Below are 24689 nucleotides of genomic sequence, written 5' to 3' on the forward strand. Positions count from 1 at the left end.
GAACCCCTCTTACCAGGATGAAAACCTGGCGTCCTAACCGATAGACGAACGGGCCGTTGTTTGTCTAATTGCGGATGCAAAAATACAACTATTTTTGAATCGCGCAAGTGTTATTTTGTTTTTTTTTAAACCTTAATACGCCTTTGCAAATAACACCCTGATTTTGGATGGTTTACCGCTATACACACAAACACCATTTTCTTCTTTTGCATCAAAAGGAATACATCGTATAGTTGCTTTTGTGATTTCTTTAATCTTCTGTTCTGTTTCTGCAGAACCATCCCAATGTGCCGATATAAAACCTCCTTTAACCTCTAAAACTTCCTTAAATTCATCAAAAGTGGTCACTTGCGTAATGTGCTCATCTCTGTAATCAGTAGCTTTTTGATGTAAGTTTTCCTGAATTTCACGAAGCAAAGAAGATACAGTATCTACCACCTGTTCTTTCTCTACAAATTGTTTTGTTAATGTATCTCGTCGAGCAAGCTCTACTGTACCTTTTTCCAAATCTTTAGGTCCTATTGCAATCCTAAGAGGAACTCCCTGTAATTCATATTGAGCAAATTTTGCTCCTGGACGATGTGTATCTCTGTTATCAAACTTAACAGACACCCCTCTTGATATTAAATCAGCTACTAGTTCATTAGCTACTACCGAGATCTCTTCTAATTGATCCTCTCCTTTGTATATAGGAACTATTACAACTTGAACAGGAGCCAAGTTTGGTGGTAATACCAACCCATTATCATCACTATGTGTCATAATTAACGCTCCCATCAAACGGGTAGAAACACCCCAGGAAGTTGCCCATACATAATCTAACTTACCTTCTTTAGAAGTAAATTTAACATCAAATGCTTTTGCGAAATTTTGCCCTAAAAAATGTGAAGTCCCCGCCTGTAAAGCCTTACCATCTTGCATTAAAGCCTCTATACAATAGGTATCTTCTGCACCTGCAAAACGTTCACTTTCTGTTTTTCTTCCTTTAATTACAGGTATCGCCATAAAATTCTCAGCAAAATCAGCGTATATATTATTCATTTGTTCTGTTTCTGCAATTGCTTCTTGTTTTGTAGCATGTGCTGTATGCCCTTCTTGCCATAAAAACTCTGCTGTACGTAAAAACAATCGGGTACGCATCTCCCATCGAACGACATTTGCCCATTGATTAATCAACAAAGGTAAATCCCTATACGACTGAATCCATCCTTTATATGTACTCCAAATAATAGCTTCTGAAGTTGGCCTTACTATTAACTCTTCTTCTAACTTAGCATTTGGATCTACAATAAGCTTAGATGCATCTTCGGGATCTGTTTTTAATCTGTAATGAGTAACTACTGCACACTCTTTTGCAAAGCCTTCTGCGTTTTTTTCTTCTGCTTCAAACAAACTTTTAGGCACAAATAGTGGAAAATAAGCATTTTGATGTCCTGTTTCCTTAAATTTTTTATCTAATTCTGCCTGCATTTTTTCCCAAATAGCATACCCGTAAGGTTTAATAACCATACAGCCTCTAACTGCCGAATTCTCGGCCAGATCTGCCTTAACGACTAATTCATTATACCATTTTGAATAGTCTTCACTACGTTTTGTTAAATTCTTGCTCATATACTTCTATTTGGCACAAATGTTGTGGCTTTGTTAAATATAATTTAATTAGCGCAAAACTAACTAAATTTGTAATGTTCAACAATAAAATAAGAAGATATGCGACTTAAAAATTATTTTCAGAAGAATGGAGCTAAAAGATTTTTATTTCTAGGCACCATACTAATGTTGACATCCTGCGGTTCGTATGAGTATGTTCCTTATAGAGATGGCATTTATGGCGAAACAGGTCATAATGATACAGGAACAAGCACAGAAAACAGTGCTCCTAATACAAACGAGAAATCTAATTATTATGCTGATTATTTTTCAGAGAAATCTGCCCAAATCGACAATGCAATACAAGATGATCCGGTTTTTACCGATATAGAGTCATATTCGAGCAAAGATTATAATCCTGCAGATACTACTGCCACAGCTTTAAGTTATGAAATTGGACAACCCTCTTGGGGCAGCAATCCTTCTGAGATCAACATCAATGTCGTTAACACAGGATGGGCTGGCCGCCCATATTGGGGAATAGGATATGGTGTATGGAATACTGGTTGGGGAGGTTTTTATGATCCTTTTTGGAATGGCGGATGGAATTACTGGGGTATAGGATGGAATACTCCGTACTGGTATGGTGGTTTTTATTGCCCTCCTTACTATAACGGTTATACCAGTTACTACAGAGGTTATTACAGCAGATATCCTTATTATGGAAGAAGTCGCTATTATGCATACAACAGAGGATCCAGAAATGAGTATGCTTATTCTAGCAGAAGTCGCAGATCCTACAATTCATATTACAATTCAAGATCCAGAAATGCTTCAGACTATAGTAGAAGCAGACAAGGATATTCCAGAGAAAGAGTTAATGCAACAGGAAGATCAAGATCTTCAAGCAATTATTATAACAGATCCTCAAACAGTACAAATTCTCGTTCCCGATCTTCTATAAACAACACAAACTCTCGTTCGAGTTATCCAAGTACTGCTCGTTCCAGAAGTAATTCTTCCTCTGGCAGAAGCCAAGGATACTCTCCTTCTGGCAGTACCAGATCAAGGTCTGGCAACACCTCTGGTTATTCAAGAAGCGGCTCCTCATCACGCAGTAGCGGGTATTCTTCCGGATCCAGTGGAAGCAGCAGATCAAGAAGTAGCGGCAGCAGAAGCGGCGGAAGAAATTAATTAACCTAATTTAAGATCCAATATTATATGGGATTTCTTTTTATATTTTCCTGAAGTTCTATGAATCTAAAATTAAACTACTAATGAAAAAAATATTTTTATTCATAGGTATATTATCTATGTCTTTTTTAAATGCTCAAGATATTACCGATGCTTTAAGGTATTCACAGCAAGATGTGTTGGGAACTGCTCGTTTTCGAGCTATGAGCGGGGCTTTTGGAGCACTGGGAGGTGATTTATCTGCACTACAAATAAACCCGGCAGGATCTGCTGTTTTTTTAAATTCGTATGGCTCCCTAACCCTTTCAACAAAACATATAGATAATGATGCTGCTTACTTTAATAGGCTTAGTAATCGTAACTCCAAAAATGTAAACTTAAATCAAATAGGCTCTGTATTTATTTATCGAAATCAAAATAATGAATCTTCGGGTGTCAATAAAATTTCTTTAGGGCTAGCGTATGACCAAACCACAGATAATGCCAATAAATTATTTGCTTCCGGAAGAAGTTCAAATTCTGTAAGTGGTCTTTTCCTAAATGAAGCGCAAGGGCTTCCTTTAAAATTAATTTCGAGAAGAACAGGAGAAAGTATTGAGGATTTATACAGTTTTTTGGGAGAAAATGAAGGATATAGAGCACAACAAGCATTTTTAGGGTATGAAGCTTTTATTATTGAGCCAAATGACCCTGACAATCTGGATAGCACTTCTTATTTTTCAAATATTGCCCCTGGATTTTTTGATCAGGAATATTATCTTGAAAGCACTGGCCTAAATGGTAAGTTTACTATAAATGGGGGTGTACAGGTTAATAATAACTTTTATTTAGGTATTAACCTAAATTCTCATTTTATTAACTACGACAAAGTTACTAAGTTTATTGAAGGAAATAATAATACCGGAAGTACTACAAATGAAATAACCTTTATCAATAAGCTGTCTACTACAGGTGCAGGATTCTCTGCTCAAATTGGGGGGATTGCTAAAGTAAACGAAATGATTCGTCTGGGAGTTTCTTATGAGTCCCCTACATGGTATTTAATTGAAGAAGAAACTACACAAAAGCTGGAAACAATAAGTGATACTGATGGCAGATCTGTAGTAGACCCCCGAATAATTAATGTTTTTCCTGAATACAAATTACGAACTCCGGCAAAAGCAACCGGAAGCATTGCCTTGATATTTAGTCAACAAGGACTAATAAGCCTGGATTATTCTTACAAAGATTATTCTACTATAAAAATAAGTTCTGACGAGGGTGGTAATTTTGCGAACCTTAATAACGATATACGTTCTAACCTACAAGGAACTTCTACAATAAAAATTGGAACAGAATGGAGGTTGGATAACTGGAGTTTTAGAAGTGGATATAGTTTTGAAGAAAGCCCCTATAAAAAAGACTTTATCTTAGGGGATAAAACCGGATACTCTATTGGATTAGGATATTCTTTTGGGAAATTTAAAATTGATGCTTCTTATGATTATACAAAACAAGAATACACAGAGCAATTTTACTCAAACCCTAATTTCACCAATTTTGCAATTATAGATAATTACACCCAAAACATTACTGTTTCGGTTGGAATGAATTTCTAGAAAAATGCTTTAGATTTATAAGCAACTATGCTATAGAAAATCAAACTTTTTAATATTATAATTAGAGACTGAAAAAATCATCGGTTATTTAGTCTTTAGTTTTTTCTTTGGATATGTTAAATAACTTATTGCACTAAAAATAATCAAAGGGACATAAAAATATTTATCCCCTTATACATAAACACTCTTCATATTTTTCTGGTATACCGGGTCGTTATAAAACCATTCATTTTATATGAGTTTACCACTATCAATACTATTACAACATCAAATTAATTATGAAACATCATATAAAAAACGAAAATGCTTTTTTGTTTACATCTTTTTGAATTTCTTTTTTTTGATACCAAACGATAATAAAGTTTAGATTTTGTATCTATAATGCCCTATAATTTTAAAATCAAATAAACAATCTGCTAATACTTGACCCTTTCCAATATTGTGGACTATTAGATACCGGTTGCTATCGGATTTTTTATTAACAACCAAACCAATATGTGTTGTTCCTCCTAAGTCCCAACACACAATATCTCCTGGTAAATAGTCTTCTTTATTATTTGTTATTGCTTTTATTTTTCCAAATCGGGAAAAGTATTTCATTAAGTTAGGGACCCGTCTGTGATCAATATTAGTATCTGTTCTATACAACCCCCAATTTTTAGGGTATATATCAAAATTAGCCTTCATATCTTCATGAACTTCTTTTTGTAAGTCTACGCCCAATTTTCTGTAGGCACGAATTACTACATCTGTACAAACACCTAAATCAGAAGGGATATCACCATTTGGATATTTTATCACAAAATAATTAGGGTCATAAACTACTTTTTGATTGGTTAATTCCAAAGCCGCACACGATAATTCTTCAAAGAAGTTGTCTTGTGCGTAAGACGTTTGTACAGATATCCAAAAGAATATAGCTATTTTGGAAATATGTAATCCAATAATTTTCATTGAATTATTTTTTCTTTTAAGTTTATAAGGAACTCCTTTCCATTTTTTTTTCAGAAATAGCATAAGCTTTAATTTTTTCCATACTTTTTTCAAGCAGTGGTGGCAGTATTGTACTATCTAATTAGCGAAAAATTACCTGCAAAAACCCTTCTGCGCATATTTGGGTCTCTTGGCTCGTTAAATTCTACCCTGAACCAATAATCTGCTGAGGGCATATTTTTTCCATTATATGTCCCATCCCAACCCGGGCCTCCTGCTCTTAGCTGTTTCAAAAGCTTACCATATCTGTCAAATATATAAATTTGAGCTGTGGGTTGGTTTTCAATATTGATAAGACTCCAGGTATCGTGAAAGCCATCTCCATTTGGGGTAAAATATTTAGGATATCCCAATATCATAATTATTTCTGATCGTTCTTCACTATCCGGGCAATTAGCATATCTTGCTCTCACAAAATAATCCCCGGGAGGGACATTTGAAAAAACTGCTGAGGATTGATACGATCTGTACTCTATAAATCCATTTCCTAAATTTCTATACAGACTGTACTCAAAATTATCAAAACCAGCTGCTTCGATTTGGGGAGCTGCAACTACCTGTGCTGTAATTGTATAGCTTCCTGCAAAAGATTCTTCTGCAATAGTATATCCTACAGAAACAACTGCTGCAGAAACATCTAATACTACCAACTCATCCGGCGAATCAGGAACCTGAGCTCCCAACGCGTTATAGCCACTTAATCTATATACTCCTTCTGTATTGACTTCTAAAAAGGGAACCATACCTTCCGGATCCGGAATATCTACAAAGTTTGTAGTCCCAACATCGGCTCTTGCCCATCTAAAAGATACTGCTCCGGGTACATCAGGGGGATTCCCCGGAAATCTTCCTTCTATAGTAACCGGAAATTCTCCACAAGTGGCTATATCCGGGCCAACTCCTGGTTCTAAAATACTGCAATCTGTTGTCCCTGCTCCCTGTTCATTCAAATTGGTTTGTTGTAACTGTATTACACCTTGCTCATTTGCAAAATTTGTAATCAAAATAACGTAATACTCGTCAGATTGTGCATTTGGTATTGTAAATGTTTCTGTAAAAATATCATCATCTGGTGTTCTTGCATAGCTACAATCTACAATATTTGTATTGTCTTGATTTTCTGTATAATACAATAAATCATCTACGTTATTTACACACTCTGCGGGTCTAATATTATCTCCGTCTCCATTATTGTCACATCCTCTGGAAAGAATATCGCATACAATAAAAGAAGTATTAAATGGTCCCCATGCTATAAAATCAACATCTAATTGCCGTTCTCCTCTATCCAAAATATTATCTCCGTCTGTATCTACCCATTGCTGAATATTAAATACCAATTTTCCTGATTGGTCTATACGAATAAAATACCAGGATGGATTGGGTGTTGTGTTTAAACAACCTATTTCTCCCAGACCATCAATATCGCCAATGGTGTTAGGAAATGTTAGCTCGCGAGAAGCGTCTGAGCAAAAGGGCTGTGCTGTTCTGCATGCAACATCAAAATCCTGTGCATAAAAAAAAGTGCTTTTAAAAAGAAAAATGCTAAAAAGCAATAAAATCTGAGGTACTATTTTTGCCATTTTTATATAACGTTAAAAACTGTGTTCTTTGTGTATTTTAGTTCTATTCGGGATTTAAATATACGTAACTTCTGCAAGAAATCTAAACCTGCTAATTGTTTAACATAGCTTTTACTAAGTAAAACAACAAAATCGTATCTTTGCAACCCATATAATGAAAGTATTATTTAATAATCTTTCCTTATATACTTAAAAAGGTAGTAAAGTAAAGAATGGTTTTTATAAAATCACTTTACTTTATTATTTTTTAATGAAGTTTTAATGAATTATAAATTTTGAAGTGTGAAAATTGACAAGGCCCTTGAAGCTATTGAAGCGCTAGGTGATAATCATGTAGCTACTAGCGCAACCACTCCTCTTAGAGAAGATGCCTTTAAACTTAGTGATAACGAAAAAATTACTTTGATTAGAGAAGATGTAAAGCACATTATGGAAACACTGGGATTAGATTTAACAGATGACAGCCTTAAAGGAACTCCACAACGTGTAGCAAAAATGTTTGTAAATGAAATTTTTTCGGGACTTCATCCTCAACGTAAACCAGATGCTTCTACATTTAAAAACAATTACAAGTATGGTGAAATGTTGGTAGAAAAAAACATAACTGTTTATTCTACTTGTGAACATCACTTATTACCTATTGTTGGCAGAGCTCATGTTGCTTACATTTCTAACGGTACTGTAGTTGGACTATCCAAAATGAATCGTATAGTAGATTATTATGCCAAACGCCCACAGGTACAGGAACGATTAACTATGCAAATTGTACAAGACCTTCAAGTAGTTTTAGGAACAAAAGATGTGGCATGTATAATAGATGCTAAGCATTTATGTGTAAACTCAAGAGGTATCAGAGATATCGAAAGCAGCACAGTTACTAGTGAATTTGGAGGTAAATTTAAAGAAGACTCTGTAAAAAGAGAGTTTTTAGATTATATCAAACTAGACACGACCTTTTAATTTTTTAATATAAATTTACACGTATTATTCTATCATTATGGCAGCAACTCCGTTGTACAAAACTCAGGAATTACAGATTTACAATTCCATCTCTGGACAAAAAGAAATATTCAAATCTATCATAGAAGGAAATATTGGCATGTACGTTTGTGGTCCTACGGTTTATAGCAATGTACATTTAGGAAACTGCCGTACCTTTATTTCTTTTGATTTAATTTTTAGATATTTAAAACACTTAGAATATAAGGTTCGCTATGTTAGAAATATCACAGATGCCGGGCATCTTGAAAACGATGCAGATGAAGGAGAAGATAAAGTAGCAAAAAAAGCCAGGATAGAACAGTTAGAACCTATGGAAATCGTACAAAGATATACCTTGGATTTTCATCATGTTATGTCTAGGTTTAATGCTATTTCACCAAGTATCGAACCTACTGCAACAGGTCATATTGTAGAGCAAATTGAGATTATCAAAACTATAATAGGTAATGGTTTTGCTTATGAATCTAATGGTTCTGTTTATTTTGATGTTCAAAAATTTAATAAAACCAACCATTATGGTAAATTAAGCGGGCGTAATCTGGAGGATATGATTGCTAATACCAGAGAGCTGTCTGCCCAAAGTGACAAAAAAAACCCTCAGGATTTTGCGCTATGGAAAAAAGCAGAATCACAGCATATTATGAGGTGGCCATCCCCTTGGAGCGATGGTTTTCCTGGTTGGCACTTAGAATGTACTGTAATGAGCACCAAATACCTTGGGGAGCGATTTGATATTCATGGCGGTGGAATGGATTTAAAATTCCCTCATCACGAATGTGAAATTGCACAGGGAGAAGCTGCTTGTGGTCAAACTCCTGTAAATTACTGGATGCACGCCAATATGCTTACCCTTAATGGCAAGAAGATGTCTAAATCAACAGGAAATACTATATCTCCCGGAGAATTATTTTCTGGAGACAACGACTTTTTAAGCAAGCCTTTTGATCCTGCTATTGTGCGGTTTTTTATGCTTCAGGCACATTACAGAAGTATTTTAGATTTTTCTAATGATGCTTTGGAAGCTTCAGAAAAAGGATTTTACCGATTAATAGATGCTATACAAACAACAAACACATTACTTGCTAATTCTGGCACAGATGGTTTTGATGTACAAAAGTGGAGACAGGAATGTTATGATGCTATGAATGATGACTTTAACAGTCCAATCTTAATTGCAAAATTATTTGAGGCTGTTAAGTTTATCAATACTCTTAAGGAGAAAAAAGCTACTATATCCAAAACAGATCTTGATTTACTGCGTCAAACGATGCATAGTTTTGTATTTGATGTATTAGGGCTTGTTAATATAAATGAGACTTCGTCTGATATAAGCGAAAAACTATCGGGTACTGTAGAGTTATTAATTAACCTTAGAGCCGAGGCAAGAGCAAATAAAGATTTTGCTACAAGTGATAAAATCAGGGACGAACTTCTTGAAATTGGCATTCAACTTAAAGATGGTCGTGAGGGAACCAGTTTTTCTTTAAATTAATATATTTTGACTAAAACAACCATAAAAAAAATTCTGATACTTCCTTTTATCGTTTTGGTACGGATGTATCAGAATTTTATTTCACCTTTAACCCCTGCTACTTGTCGTTATCAACCAACTTGTTCTCATTATACTATCGAAGCGTTGCAAAAACACGGATTATTTAAAGGAGGGGGGCTTTCTTTAAAACGCATTTTTAGTTGCCATCCATGGGGAGGAAATGGTTATGATCCTGTACCCGATGTTGACAACAATCATAAAAACACAAATGCAGGTGGCTAAAATGATTTTTATGAGTTGTATTTTGAATTTTATATTCATTCTTTCATAACAATAATACCTCCTGATTTTGTTATATAAATACCTATATTTACTTTCGAAAAATAAAATTTACGCATGATATTATCAAAAATTATATGGAACCCTGTTGAGGGAATAGATCTTGGCTTTTTTGTTATTCGTTTTTATAGCTTAATGTTTGTTATAGCATTTTCTTTAGGCTGGTTTTTAATGAAAAAAATCTACATCAGAGAAAATGTCTCTATGGAGAAATTAGATTCTATATTTATTTATGCTGTGATAGCAACTTTATTAGGTGCTCGTTTAGGACATGTTTTTTTTTATGACTGGGATTATTACAAAAACAACTTGTTAGAAATACTTTTACCGTTTAGATTTAAACCAGAGTTTGAATTTATAGGATTTCAAGGATTAGCAAGTCACGGAGCTGCTATTGGTATTATTATTGCCATGTATTATTATTCTAAAAATGTAATCCAGAAACATATTTTATGGGTATTGGACAGAGTAGTTATTCCTGTAGCTTTTGGGGGTATATTTGTACGTTTGGGTAATTTTTTTAATTCTGAAATTATAGGTAATGAATCGGGGGATTCTCCTTTTGGGGTAAAGTTTCTTAGAGAAGGCATTAGTAAATCACAAGCTATAAAGGAAACTGGTATTAAAAATGTAAATGAAGCTTATAGTGCTATTGCAGAAAACCCGAAGTTTTCTGGTATATTAGATGCTATACCATATCGCCATCCTGCACAGTTATATGAAGCTTTTGGATATATTTTTGTTGCTATTATTTTGTGGTTGATCTATTGGAAAACAGACAAACGAAACAATAAAGGGTTTCTTTTTGGGGTTTTTCTTATTCTGCTATGGACTGTTCGGTTTATGGTTGAGTTTGTTAAGAAAAGTCAAGGTGGGTTTGAAGATGCTTTGGGCAAATCCCTTTCTACCGGTCAATGGCTAAGTATCCCTTTTATTATTGCCGGCATCTATTTTGTAATACGATCTCAAAAGAAAACAACTACTTAACAGAATAAAAGAATCCTTTTTTATAAATAGTATATACCAAAAAATCCGGTTTCTGGTGCAGAAACCGGATTTTTTTTGTAGATCTTTAAAAGCTAAAAAACTTCGTTAGATTCTTTTAATTTTTCTGTATTGGATACTAATTGTAGTTCATCTACAATTTTTTGTATATCTCCATCTATAATATTGCCTAAATCATAAAGGGTAAGACCAATACGGTGATCTGTTACACGACCCTGCGGATAGTTGTATGTCCTGATCTTTGCAGAACGGTCTCCAGAGGACACCATACTTTTACGTTTTTCGGAATCTGCTGCTTGTTTTTTTGCTAACTCTATTTCATATAACCTTGATCGCAGTACTTTAAGTGCTTTTTCTAAGTTTTTATGAGATGATTTTTGATCCTGACAGCTTACTATCATCCCTGTTGGTTCATGATGTAATTTAATGGCAGAGTATGTGGTGTTTACAGATTGTCCTCCCGGCCCTGTAGAGGTTGTTCTTTCAATTCTAACTTCGGCCATATCCAGTTCTACATCAAATTCTTCTGCTTCTGGCAACACCATAACTGTTGCGGCACTGGTATGTACCCGCCCTTGTGTTTCAGTTTGTGGTACGCGTTGTACCCGGTGTACACCTGCTTCAAATTTTAATGTTCCGTAAACATCTTCTCCATTTACTTCAAAAATAATTTCTTTGTAACCGCCACTTGTGCCTTCGTTAAGATCTACAACACTTGTACTCCAGCCTCTTCCTTCGCAATACTTAGTGTACATTCTATATAAATCTCCTGCAAAAATACTTGCTTCATCCCCACCTGTACCTGCACGTATCTCTACTACACAGTTTTTGGCATCTTCAGGGTCTTTAGGAACCAGCATGAAACGTATTTTCTCTTCCAGATCAGGAAGTTCTTCTTTTGCTTCTTCCATTTGCATTTTGGCCATTTCTACCATTTCTGCATCACTACCATCTGCTATAATCTCTTCAGCTTCTTTTAAGTTACTTGTAAGTTCTATATAACGCTCCCTTTCATCCATTAGCGCTTTAAGATCTTTGTATTCTTTATTAAGCTGTATGTATCTTTTTTGATCTGCGATAATATCTGGTTGAATGATCAGATCACTCACTTCATCAAACCTCTGCTTTACAATATTTAATTTATCAATCATAATGTATTCTTCCTAATCTTATAGAATCTACAAAAGTAAGGTTTTTTACCAAAAACACATACTTCCTGTATAAGATTAGGAATCATTTTTTTTACAATCTCCTTTTTTTTATTTTCCTAAAAAACAGAAAGATACCCTTCTTTATTTTCTGTCATAAATAACTTGTCTATCAAAAACGGTCATATCTACTTTTGTTTATGAATTTGAGCCGGAGTCACTAAAAAAATATTTTGATCTAATATTATAAAATCTGCTTTTTTACCGACTTCAATAGACCCAACTTCGTTTTCTTGTCTCATAACATAAGCATCATTAATGGTATATGCTTTTCCTGCTTCTTTTAATAGATATATTTTGTAGAAATCTGGTCACTGCATTTTGCATTCCTATAAAAGGGTTTATACTACTTACATCCCAGTCACTGCTTAATATTATTCTTCCTCCTGCATTTTTGATATTCTTAACGGGGACCAGATTTTATAAATTTGTTTCGCCTATGAGCTCTATATTTTCGTGCCAATTATCTGGTTGTGAAAAATCTCCTGCTACTTGAAAATCTGCTGTAACATTTAATTGTGAAAAACGATGTATCTCTTCTGGATTTACAATTTCTACATGGGTTATTCTATGCTTGCCAGATAAATTGTCTGCGGTTTCTATTGCGTTTAACGATTCTTTGATAATTTTGATAAAAATTCGCTTTCTTTCAAATCGTAATATTGTTTCATTCTACTACGATTTTTCGTATGTAACTTTTGCCCGGAGTTTCAAGCATCAAAAAATAAATCCCTGAGGATATTATTCCTTCTAATTTAAAGGGAACATTATATGATGTTGCCCCATTATCCTGATAGTGATCAATCATGGTATTATTTACTACATTAAACAATTTGAGATCTATGGCTGTTTCTTTATCAAAAGTAAGGTTGACGGTAAAATTTCCTGATGTTGGATTAGGGAATAAGATATACTCTTGTAGTCCTTGTCCCGGGGTTTTATTTTCATTTAAAGAACGTTCTCTTACTATGATAGTTTTTACTGTATATTCTTCGCAATCTCCTGAATAAGTTTGTAATCCTATCTTGTATTCTCCTGGTTTCTCTAATTTAATTTCGGCATACTGTTGTGTGTTTTCTATTATTTTTGCTGTATCAGGAATATCCCATTCGATAGTATCGGGTACTGGGTTACTTAGATTTACTATCGTAAAATTTTCATTTACAAAAAGATCGCTGGATACAATAAAGTCTGAAACAATAGTATTATTTACTGCTGTAATTTGAATAGACTTGCTAGTTACACAACCATTTTTTGTGGTTACAAAAACTGTATATGTGCCACTTTTTGATACTTCAATTTTTGCTGTCGAAGCTGTAAAACTGTTATCTGCCTGCCACTTATAAGTTGCCAAAGGGTCATTTATAGTAGCATCTACAATATAGGTTTGATCTTTACATAATGTTTTATCTTCCCCCAGTTCAATAATCAGGGGATCGGGATCTTTAAGAACATAGGTTCTTTTCAAAATTCGATTACCAAATCCTTCTATCGTTACAGAGTAGGTTCCTTTACACAGACCGGTAATTGTATTTGTAGTTTCTCCTGTACTCCATAAGTAGCTAAAACTGCCATTACCCTGGTCTACAACAATGGTAATACTACCACTACAATCATCGATACATACCGGGTCTTGTAAGGTTGCTACTACAATATCGGGTTCTGCTATGGTATATGTTTGTTGGATACTACATCCTTCTGCATCTACTATATTAACATGATAATTTCCTTCTTTCAGATTTGTAATTGCATTTGTGTTTCCGATTAGAGTATTATCTAAAACTCGAGTCCAATTTATTATATATGGAGGCAGTCCTCCTTCAACGCCAATGGTAATAGCTCCATCTGTTCCATCAAAGACTGAAACATCTGTTACCATAGTATTTTTTATATTCAATTGGTCATATTTGTGTGCTACTGGTATCTTTCTTCTTAGTAAACATCCATATTTGTCTGTTACTTCTACAGTATAGTTCCCTGCCAGAAGATTATACAAATCTTTGACAACTTCTCCATTCTCCCAAACAATAGTATATGGCGGAGTTCCTCCAGAAATATGCAAATTAATAGCCCCAGTAGCTTCTCCAAAACAGATAATGGGTGTTGTATCATAATCCACAATCAAATCCTCTGGTTGGGACACATAAAACAAATCTGAAGAAACCATTGCCGTATTTGCATCTATAATATCAACACGATACATTCCTTCAGCCGCACCTAGGAATAAAGAAGATTTATCTGTTAGTATGGTAAAAACACCTGCTGTTGTTTCTTTTAACCATGTATACGTATAAGGTTCTACTCCTCCCGTTACTGTTGCCAAAAGTTTCGCATTATCATCCCCATGACACTTTAGGTCACTATTTGGGGTTTCATACCCCAGAGTTACTTCTAATTTGTCTGGTTGTATTATAATAAAAGTTTGTGTAGTTGTACACCCGGAATTGTCTGCTATTGAATTGTAATTAGCATCTTTGATTACTACAGTATATACACCTGTATATAATTTTGCAATATCTTTACTTGTGGCTGTAAACCCGTTAGGACCAGTCCAACTATAGGTAAATCCTTCGTTTCCTCCACTTAGCTGTAGTTGTATAGCCCCGGTATTTTGACCATAGATACCAACGTCTGTTACTGTATTCGCTATTTGAATAGGATCGGGAGCATATACCAAATGTTCTTTTTGATCTGTACTACAATTATTGACATCTTTTACCAAAACGGGATATAATCCTCCTGATATATTGGTAAAGGTGTTAGATCCTTGATAGTTTGCACCGTTATCTATAGAATATTGTAAAGTACCTGTTCCACCAGTAGCATTAATGGTCAGGGTACCATCACTACCTCCATAACATGTTACCGGGGTAGTGACAACTTCATACTCAAGCAATGCTGGTTCTACAATATTATATACTGGCGAGGTTACCAACGTTCCTTCTCCATTAGTATCTGTAACCGTAACCACATAATCTCCTTCTGTTAATCCTTGTATTGTTGCTACTGTACCTATTACAGTTGTTAAGTCATTTTGATTATACCAGGCATAGGTATATTGTTTATCTCCTCCTACAGGGTTGGCTGTAAGTCCTGCCAGATTACCATGACATAGCAATTCTTCTCCCGGGGTAGTCGTTATGGTCACTGATAATTCTTCTATTATATATTCTTTTATGGCAATACAACCGTTAGCATCTGTGGCTGTTATGGTATAGATGCCATCTGGTATATTGGTAATAGCAGGTGATGTTTCTCCTGTATTCCACACATACATATATGGCCCTACGCCTCCTGTTGCTTCTACAACAATTCTTCCATCGGCGTTACTTGCTGTTGGGCTTGTAATTTTGGTAGTATTGATCTCTAGTTTTTCCTGAGGCTCCGTGATTGTAATCTCTCCTTGGGCGATTGGAGTAATTGCCGGGCATGTTGTAGAATTGGGATTAATTGTAGCTCCTTTAACAATCAGGATATAGGTTCCTGCTACAAGGTTTTCAGGATTTTGTACTGTACTATACAAAATGGCCCCGTCTTTATACCACTCTGTGATATAGTTATCCCATCCCCCAGTTATAGTTACGGCTGCTTTACCTGTAGCTTCTCCTTTACACAATACGTTTGTAGTACCCGTAATAACAAATTCTATGGGATTTGGTTCTTTAATTTCTATTACTTCAGATTCTATTACTATCTGCGGATTGGTAGTCCCTATATTATCGATAAGACGTACCTTATAGTTTCCTTTTGAAAGATCCGTAACTTTAAAAACATCACTCAAAGTATTGGTATTAAACACATCTCCTGTAGTGTTATACATACCTGTTCCATTATCTTTAAGAAGCTCAAATCGGTAATTTGGCAACCCTCCTGATCCTGAAATAGAAATAGCTCCATTGGTTTTGCCATTACAATCTATATTAATAACTGATAAAGAATGTAGCAGTAACTTATCTGGTTGGGTTATTGTATAGTTTTTTGATGTGCTACATCCTTTACTATCGGTTATAGTAAGGGTGTATACTCCTGCATAAAGATTGTTTATGTTAAACTGTGATGATGAATATCCATTTGGACCTGTCCAGTTAGCTCTATATCCTCCATTGCTCCCATTAACAGTTACATTGACAAAACCATTATTTCCTCCAAAATAAGTAGTCATCCTCATTGTTTCTGTTATGGTTATCGGGTTTGGAGGGTTTGCTATTGTGATTTCTTTTGTAGCAGACACACAACCTTTGTTGTCTTTTATTACTACACTATTTTTTCCTGGATTTACATTAGAAATGGTTGTATTACTTCCTGAAAATGGAACCCAATTCACAGTATTAAGGCTATAACTATATCCTCCGTTACCTCCATTAGCATTGATAATAGTTATGATACCTTTATCAGAATAGCACTTAGGATCTGTTTTGGACAGGGTAAAGGTAATTGCAGAAGGTGCCCCAATGGTAAACTCATAAAAAGAAGATGGGATACCAATGGACGTTCCTTTAAAAAAAGACTGGTATCTAACTCTATAACGTCCAGAAGCCAAAGAATATGGCCAATTGTATTTGTTTCCTCCAACTAAATGTGAAGATTTTATAGGGAATTTTACAAGGGGATCGGACTGTTGAATCCATTTATTTTCAATATCCAACATCCATAATTCTGGATAAACAGATTCATCTGTAACAAAAGAACGATCAAAATCCAATATAAATCCTCCGTCTCTATTATCTGAACATGTAGTGTCGGTAACTTGAGGTACAGTATCTAAACCCGGAGAACAACTAAAAATATTATAACTGATAGTATCAGAAAATTGATTTGTTGAGTTCAAATATCCAAATCTTATATATAAATTGTTTTTCCCTTCTATATCCTTAAAATTGCTATAGACAAGGTCATAAGATGCACCATGATATCCATACGGAATAAGCTCGAACCAATCCATATTATTGTAGCTATAGTTGATTGAATAAAATTGATCATCGCAACCAGAAGCTTTCAAGGTGGTTTTTCTTACAGGACAAATCTCTCTGGGTAAAGGATTTAGGTTTTTTAAGGGTTCTATATAGTGAAGTTTTAAAGTACTTATATTTAAAGATGTTCCATTTGTGCATTTATTCATAGATGATAAATCTAAAATACAAGAATCATTAAATTGAAATGTAGTAGATCTATCACATCTGGTGTTCCCGCAATCTCTTATGTTATTCATTCTATGTTTTGTCACAATCGAGATAACTTTTTGAGTAAATTCGAGATCATTTATTCCTTTTTTTCTAACAGTGCTAAAAGATTCTCCTTCTTTTAATAAAACTGTGTTTGTACCATCTTCAAAAAATGCAGTGACTTCAAAACTTGAAGAGAAATCACCATTACACCAGGCTTTATAAGTATAATCATATTCTAATTTATACTTATGTTGTGAAAACAAGGTTGTTCCATAAACAAAGAATAAGGCGAATATTATAAAATGAATGTTCTTCATAACGATCAGTATTTTATGTTGATTTCACTGGGTTGAGAATAGGCACCGTCTGTAAATACAACCCTAATAATATATTTGTATACAGAATTAATGAGTAATCCACTATCTGTAAATCGGGTACTACCCTGTGGTATTACTCTGTATAAAGAGGTAGGTGCATCTCCTACAGCACGATATAACTCAAATGCCGATATGTCTACTTCTTTATACCGCCAGCTTAGTTCTATTGTTTTATCATACGTATTTACAGTACCATAAAATCCTTTTACGGCTGGTTTTAAAGTTGTTTTTGGTATTATAACTGTGACAGGAGAGGCTGGATTTGATTCGAGACCGCTTTGATCTCTGGCTATAATAGTATAGTTATACAATTTTCCTTCTGTTACTTTTTTATCCATAAAGGTAGTGTGCTTTAATTTTGGGCTTTGAAACACCAAATTCCAGTTTGGGTCTTCTTTCCCCTTTCGATATATATAATGTGCATCTACATCATTGCTAGAACTGTTTGCCCACTCCAGGTGTACTGCTCCATCCACAATCCTGTAGGATGTAAACACCGGATCTGTTGGAGGAATTATATCGGGTTTTATCAGCTCTAAAATCTCAGAAGGTTTCGAATTATTATAGCGATGATCTACTGCAATAATCCTGTAAAACACCTTACTATTCAAATTATTTACTTGTACTGTATCGATATACGTATATTGCTCATGAGGAGATTGTGTGATTTGCGAATATTCCTCATTTTTTAAATTTCCACGATATATACGATAGCCCATAAGATCTTCTTCGGTATTAGGAGTCCATTTAAGATGTACCACCCCTGTACTATCCACTACACCTTCTAACCCTATGGGTTGTTCTGGAGGTATCGAATCTACTGGTTGTACCAACATTGCAAAAGAATCTCTTTGGTTATTTTGTTTCCCATTGGCTGTGATCTTAAAATAATTAGTAGTTCTTAATTTTGTGTATTTTACTTTTCTGGCTGTTGCAGGAATATGAGTTACAACTGGTTTGTATGCTCCTTTATCTGTATCTGCTCTTTTGAGTGTAAACCCTGTAATGTCTTCTTCTCCTTCTACAGGAAACTCCCAATGCAGTTCTACCTCGTGTTCTGAGGATAGATTTTTTGTGGTTAAGTGCGGTACATACTTAAGTACTTTTTTCCCTGATCCAGATACAACATTAGATACCGGACCAATTTCGCCAAAAGAAGTAACTCCTTTAATTCTATAAAAATACTCGGTATTATTTGCTATAGAATCTATGTATATTGTTCTGTTATTCTCTTTATTTGGTTTATGTATTGCTGCATAGGGTATATCATCCAAGCGTCTATAGCTATTTCCATCATTAGATCGTTCAACAACATAGCTATTATAGGTGTTTTTGAGAAGTTTAGAATTCCAACTCAATAAAGTATTCCCTTCCTGAAAAACCCCTACAAAATCTATCGGTTCTGGTAATGGCTCATGATCGATAATACCTATAAATACCCCACCTTCTTTTGTTTTTAGTTCGAATTCCGGGATATTGGAAATGACTTTATACAGATATTTCTCATTAGGTTTTACTGTAGTATCTACATATCCTAGCCCTGCTTTTTGGGCGATATCAAAATCCTGATCTGCTGCATATAGTGCAAAGGCAAAACGCTGCTGTTGTTCTTCTGCTCTATTGACCATTGTAGCTAACCCATCACCACCTTCGACCACAAAACTCTCTCCCCATAATGCCTGTGCCATAATTGCTCCTTTATCACTTGTATTTGCAATCCCTTCCCATTCTGCCATAGGAACGGGCATAAAATTCTGGGCAATGATTATTTTTTCGGGTTGTGGTAGTGTTTTTCGATTTCTCGAAATGGTATGACGCTCTACTGTATATCCATATCGATTTCCTTTTTTCCAGGATACAGGAGTATTTAATGCCCAACGTAATAGAATACGATCTTCTTGCGCTCTGGCAATTACTTTTACTTCCGGGATTTGCTCTATCGACTGCGCAATCGCATTCTTCTGCGCATAGCATAGGATTACTAGTAGTAAGATTAATTTTTTATTCATTTTTCTATATCTAAATGCTCATTTTTTCTATCTCTATTTTTTTACAATACTCTGGCAACGCTTCGGGCTAGCTCAGCGTAATAGCTCAGTATGATCACTTGTTATAACTCTATTGTTTGTTTTATTTAGGGTTTATATATATAAACCTATTTTGCGTTCCATTAATCCCTCCTGGTAATATATATGTATACTTACTATTATAATCTCCTGATTTTATATATGGAAAAACACCATTTATGATATGATTATATTTCCTTATTTCGGATTGATACTGTTCCGAGTTTCCTAAATAGGCATTTACTACTTTATATTGAATATCTATAAAATCTGATTTATAATATACTGGCAAATTATATGAGTGTGGTAACCGTTCCCGTAAGTACTTACTATTTGGATCATGTTCTAAATAGGTTTGATACCACGTTAGTTGATCCATTCCTTTCTTAGGAGGTAACCCTAATTTAGAAACATCTCTATTTACTGTAAATTGTGGTTGCAAGGGATACTCTTTATAAATCAGCGGATAAATTTCGTGTATGTAATAGTAATCATCTAATACAGCTTCTACCTGTACCAATGGTTTTTCTTCACTATATTTAGTTCCTACCAGTTCTGTTAGGTCAAAAGGCTCGGTATTTGCTACTACAGCTTTTAACTTGTGTACATCTGCATAAATAATTTCACGCAATGGAGAAATAAGATCTTTACTCTCTATTTTCTCTCTAAATGTATTATGTGTACTGGTTATAAACTTATAGGTTAACATTTCTATAGTTTCTGGATTGGTCGATAACCCATCGATACTTACAGTTTTGGTTTCTATAGTACTCTCTCCGTCACCCAGATTTTTTTTGGTATAACTATCTGATGTACCACTGGATACTGCTGCAGGAGGAAGAGTTAACAAAGTCATTGTATAGGGCTTTGTGTTTTCTAGTATTGGTAAAGGGATCATCACTTTTTGCTCTCCTGAATTATAGGATAGTGAACTCTCTAAAGCATTGCCATATTCATCTGCAAAATAAGCACGTTGTGACCACCCTGCATCAATAGTAAAGAGGTATCCTTGTCCTCTTTTTAATTTTACATAGGCACTGTTATGCTCTTTGGGGAAGAAATATTTTTGCCCTACCACTGGATAGCAATACGCAATATTAGACATTGGTATATAATCTGGTGCTGTACCTGTAGTAAAAGTTCTTTTTTCTTCTTCTTTTACCACTTTTCCATTCTCCTTGATCGCTGTCCATGTACCATTAATCTGTTCTTCAAAGGTTACCGATACATATAATTGCATAGTTTTTTGTGGTGGTAAAATTTCATCAGAAGTAAAACTCAATAGGTCGTTAGAAGAATTCCAACTTTGCGCTCCCTTGATCTGTTGTCCTGTTTCATCTTTGAGATAAAATTCATCGATTTTAAAACGATATTTTCGCAACCTCCCTTCATCATCTTCAAGCTCTATTGGTTGCTCTACCTGCATATTAAAAGCTACTTGTGGTACTGCAAATACATCTACTGCCGATGCATTGTCTGTTGGTTTTATATCGGCAATGATTTTCATACCGTCTAATGGAGATCCTCCCCTGCTAATCACATCACATTCTTCACCAAATTGCAATTCGAAACGAAAACGTCCTTTTATCGCTCCTCCCAACAGGTTATAATATCCACCCAGATATCCTCTAAACCAGGTTGGGTTAGGCAACTTGGCTTGTAACAGGGCTGCTGCACCTGCTTTGATTATAGGTATCTTTTTACGTACGCCCATAAATTTGATATTGATCCCCATTTCTCCTTGCAGATATACATAGGCTTGCCCATTGGCATACCAACCGTTTACCCCTATTTGTCCGCTGCCTCTACAAATCGTTTCTCCATAATCTTTTATCATGATATCAAATCCAAAACCTGCCTGAAAGCTAGCATAGAAGATTAAAAAGGTTATATCCCCGGTATCGAAACTAAATCTGGATCCAAAAGCGATTCCACGGCCTCCTTTTAAGGCATTTTCATCCCGCATATAATCCAAAGCAGAAGTGTCCAGTCCTAATATTTCTGCTACTTGTGCAGGTGGTGGTGGTGATCCCGGCATATAATCTCCCAGCATAAAATAACTTTCTGATCGTAATGCGATATCCCCCACTCCCATTTTTAACCCGATAGGATCGGTTGGGGTTCCTACATGAATATACCATTCTCCCGGACCAAAATGTACTACTGCCCATCCTGCACGACCACCATCACCTACTCCTTTAAGCACTCCTCCTAATACATCGATATATAATTCGAAAGTACCATGAAAAGTGTTTGCTGTAAAGTCAAATTCTATAGCCACATAAGCATTCAATCCTTTTTGCCCTTGCATGGTTGCCGGGTAAATTGCTTTTGAAGCGCCAATAAGGTCATTTTGCTTTAATTGATTTTGAATGGCGGGAGACATATTGGATTCTTTTTCTACAATACCCTTTAGGTTTTTAGTTATTTCTTTTTCAGCATCATCAAATCCAGGTAATTGCATCATGTGTGCTTCTCCATATAAACTCACCCTATTAATCCCCCCATTGGTGTTAAATGCGATCTCAAAACCAAAGCCTCCATTGGCAACACTACTACCTCCTGTTACTGTAAATAACATCATTGCCTTAACTCCTAAGCCCGAGTTTTTATCTGGTATATATTCTGCTCCAGAAGCTCCCGGGCTTATTGCAGAACTAAAGCCTTCTTTCTTCATTCGATACGAGGCTCCTCCTCCAAACCCTGTAATACTTATTCCTGTTGGTACAGGGATATCCAAACCACTTACCAAACCATCTACATACCAATATCTAAACTCTTTTTTACCAAATGTAGCATTGATCTTTACCGCAATCCCACCACTAAACTCTGCAGTTACCTGCCCGGCGAACCCATCGCCATATACGGGATCGTCTTCTCTAAAGTCTACAAAACCATTTATTTTAAAACCTATATCGGCGGCTAGTTCTATCCTTTTCAGTTTAATACGTTTGAACTTCCATTTTTGGAATCCTTCACCTTTAGGCATACCGCCTTCAATAGATAGACTGGTAGCACCGCTAAACCCAGCACTATCCATCAAATTGATATTTATTTTAAAATCTAGTGCGGCTATATTATCCTGAGCACGAATCCCAATCTCGGATATAGTTACAGGAAAATTAGCTATTTTAACCTCTCCACTATATCCTGCATACCCAATTTGTATTATCGGGCTTACGGTTTGTAATTGAAAATCCTGAAATGTGATGCCTTCAAAATCTGCTGTGGCAGTCTTGGTAGTCGATCCACTATTAGATCCTTTGATTGCCATATTACCATGCAGTATGGCTTTGGGTTTAAATGTGCCTTTACTTAATCGTAATTCTATCATACTATTGGCAGCTATGGTAGCTTTGGCTTTAAAAATATCAAAGGCTATATTTTTGCCAGGGCTGGCGTTTAAGACATACTCTTCATTTACCGGATCGATTAATGCGTTGTAGGCAATTACCTGACTCCCCCCTCCAGACTCATTTCCTTGTTTCTTTAATCGAATTTGTTCTACACCATCACTGTTTACAAACTTTTCTGTGTGTGATCCTGATACGGTTTCTGTAGTTACCGGTAGTACAATGGCTCCACCAAACCCAGCAGCAGTTAGGTTACCTGCCATAAATGTAACCTGAAACCTATCTACAGAAAATTGCCATCCATCTGCATTTCCTACACTAATGGGCAAAATATTTTCTCCTTTAAAAGTTCCTGAGACTCCATTGGCATCGATCAGCATTTTTTCTGCACCAAAAGAAATACGTTTACTACTTCCTTTTTTTTGAAACTGCTTGGGTAATACCACGGTAAGGGATTCTACATATACGCCATGCCATAGGTTTTCTTCACCAGATATGAGATATTTTTCTTGATATCCTTTTGGCCACTGTATATTGGATGAGTTACGGGTATCACTAAAATCAAAAACTGCTGTATTCAACTCAAAAATGGTATTTTTTAAGGATGGCACCTGAAAACGAGGCAGGTTTACTTCTACCAAAATATCGTTCCAATCGGTAGCGACCACTTCAAAACTGGTGGTTACTTTTTTCTTTATTGTAGTACCTGGTATTGTAGTATGATCTACTGTATTATCTGCTTTAACTGGTAAGATTTTCTTTCTGGAAAACTCTACATCTACTGCCAGTCCTAATTCTTTGAATCCATTACAATCAATGGTTACATAGGTTTTTTTATCCAGATTACCTGTTTTTAAATCAAAACCACCTTTGAGTACCATAAGGACTTCTTTACCTTGAAACGGGATTCCTACATCTCCCAATAATACCAGATCTGCATCCCCAAACAATCCTCCTTTATGGGATAGTTTTACTCCGCTGGCACCAAAAAATAGTTCTCGCTGTTTCCCTTGTTCGTCTATTTGAGGGAGCATGATTCGTACAAATATCTCTAGTTCTGAGTATTCTGTACCAATCTCTATTTTACTAACTCCCATGATAAATTGTGAGTTCCCTACTTCTTTTTTGATTCCGATAGGCAAAGTAACAGGGGTTTGCCCAGTAAGGTATTGTGTTAAGTTCTCAAGAAACTTATCGCCTTCTACCAGTTCATTAATTACCTGTTCTGCTTTTTTTCTAAGGTTGATTGCTGTAGTATCGCTATCAAAACGTGTAAATAACTCATCGGGCTGAAACTCTCGTGCCGAGGCTTTTGCTACTAGTTGTTGTATGTTTTTTTCGATTTTGGTATCCAGACTGGCAAACGAGCGACGCATTACTACTGGTGGTCGTACTGTTTCTCCCTTTTTGGCTACCGGATCTTTGGTATGATCTCCGGTAGCTGCAAAAGAGAGCGTCGATATAATTAGGGTAATTAAAAGGTAAAACTGTTTCATAGTATTTCTCCTATATAATTTTGTATTATCTATGTTTAATTCTTATCGCATTTAGGGCTATCACATTTTGGCAACACTTCGACAAGCTCAGTGTAAAAGCACTGTGTGGCAAATTAGTATAACTTCAATTTTATATCCATTTTTATCTTCATTACCTTCTCCATTTTATCCTCTTGTTTCTCTCTATCAAGCAAACCCCCTCCTTGTGCGCTCCTTTTTGAGGAGTAC

Annotated in this window: 14 protein-coding genes; 6 read left to right on the forward strand and 8 right to left on the reverse strand. The window is 35.4% G+C overall.

Going from position 1 to position 24689, the window contains the following annotated elements; all coding sequences use genetic code 11:
- Window positions 1-132 precede the first annotated feature (132 nt).
- Window positions 133-1611: a proline--tRNA ligase gene (gene proS / locus ACZIYX_RS17445; protein WP_462683536.1), complete on the reverse strand. Its 1479-nt coding sequence runs from the start codon at window positions 1609-1611 to the stop codon at window positions 133-135.
- A 99-nt stretch (window positions 1612-1710) separates the two neighbouring features.
- Here proS and ACZIYX_RS17450 point away from each other — a divergent pair, with 99 nt between their 5' ends.
- Window positions 1711-2784: a hypothetical protein gene (locus tag ACZIYX_RS17450; RefSeq protein ID WP_462683537.1), complete on the forward strand. Its 1074-nt coding sequence runs from the start codon at window positions 1711-1713 to the stop codon at window positions 2782-2784.
- An 83-nt stretch (window positions 2785-2867) separates the two neighbouring features.
- A complete protein-coding gene (locus tag ACZIYX_RS17455; RefSeq protein WP_462683538.1) occupies window positions 2868-4382 on the forward strand; it encodes an OmpP1/FadL family transporter in 1515 nt (504 codons plus the stop codon).
- A 363-nt stretch (window positions 4383-4745) separates the two neighbouring features.
- On the opposite strand, the gene ACZIYX_RS17460 is transcribed toward ACZIYX_RS17455, so the two are convergent.
- The gene (locus ACZIYX_RS17460; protein ID WP_462683539.1) at window positions 4746-5399 is read right to left on the reverse strand and encodes a DUF1287 domain-containing protein; all 654 of its coding nucleotides are present in this window, start codon (window positions 5397-5399) and stop codon (window positions 4746-4748) included.
- Between the two features lie 50 nt (window positions 5400-5449).
- Window positions 5450-6958 carry a T9SS type B sorting domain-containing protein gene (locus ACZIYX_RS17465; protein WP_462683540.1) on the reverse strand — a complete coding sequence of 503 codons (1509 nt, stop codon included), beginning with the start codon at window positions 6956-6958 and terminating at the stop codon, window positions 5450-5452.
- A gap of 282 nt (window positions 6959-7240) precedes the next feature.
- On the opposite strand from ACZIYX_RS17465, the gene folE reads away from it, so the two are divergent.
- The 4 genes from folE (at window position 7241) to lgt (ending at window position 10778) form a co-directional block, all read left to right on the forward strand.
- Window positions 7241-7918 carry a GTP cyclohydrolase I FolE gene (gene folE / locus ACZIYX_RS17470; RefSeq protein WP_462683541.1) on the forward strand — a complete coding sequence of 226 codons (678 nt, stop codon included), beginning with the start codon at window positions 7241-7243 and terminating at the stop codon, window positions 7916-7918.
- A 37-nt stretch (window positions 7919-7955) separates the two neighbouring features.
- Entirely contained in the window at window positions 7956-9452 is a 1497-nt protein-coding gene (cysS, locus tag ACZIYX_RS17475; protein WP_462683542.1) for a cysteine--tRNA ligase, read from the forward strand.
- A gap of 21 nt (window positions 9453-9473) precedes the next feature.
- The gene (gene yidD, locus ACZIYX_RS17480) at window positions 9474-9734 is read left to right on the forward strand and encodes a membrane protein insertion efficiency factor YidD (RefSeq protein ID WP_462683560.1); all 261 of its coding nucleotides are present in this window, start codon (window positions 9474-9476) and stop codon (window positions 9732-9734) included.
- A 114-nt stretch (window positions 9735-9848) separates the two neighbouring features.
- Window positions 9849-10778 (forward strand): prolipoprotein diacylglyceryl transferase, encoded by a 930-nt coding sequence (gene lgt, locus ACZIYX_RS17485; RefSeq protein ID WP_462683543.1) that lies wholly within the window; start codon window positions 9849-9851, stop codon window positions 10776-10778.
- 92 nt (window positions 10779-10870) lie between these two features.
- Here lgt and prfA read toward each other — a convergent pair whose 3' ends face one another.
- From prfA to ACZIYX_RS17510, 5 genes are all read right to left on the reverse strand, one after another.
- Entirely contained in the window at window positions 10871-11947 is a 1077-nt protein-coding gene (gene prfA, locus ACZIYX_RS17490; RefSeq protein WP_462683544.1) for a peptide chain release factor 1, read from the reverse strand.
- 185 nt (window positions 11948-12132) lie between these two features.
- The gene (locus ACZIYX_RS17495) at window positions 12133-12300 is read right to left on the reverse strand and encodes an amidohydrolase family protein (protein ID WP_462683561.1); all 168 of its coding nucleotides are present in this window, start codon (window positions 12298-12300) and stop codon (window positions 12133-12135) included.
- Between the two features lie 371 nt (window positions 12301-12671).
- Window positions 12672-17486: a T9SS type A sorting domain-containing protein gene (locus tag ACZIYX_RS17500; RefSeq protein ID WP_462683545.1), complete on the reverse strand. Its 4815-nt coding sequence runs from the start codon at window positions 17484-17486 to the stop codon at window positions 12672-12674.
- Window positions 17487-17491: 5 nt separating this feature from the next.
- Complete coding sequence (locus ACZIYX_RS17505; RefSeq protein ID WP_462683546.1) at window positions 17492-19555, reverse strand: fibronectin type III domain-containing protein; 2064 nt, start codon at window positions 19553-19555, stop codon at window positions 17492-17494.
- A 121-nt stretch (window positions 19556-19676) separates the two neighbouring features.
- Complete coding sequence (locus ACZIYX_RS17510) at window positions 19677-24461, reverse strand: hypothetical protein (protein ID WP_462683547.1); 4785 nt, start codon at window positions 24459-24461, stop codon at window positions 19677-19679.
- Between the last annotated feature and the right edge of the window lie 228 nt (window positions 24462-24689).

Source organism: Aquimarina sp., from assembly GCF_977115655.1.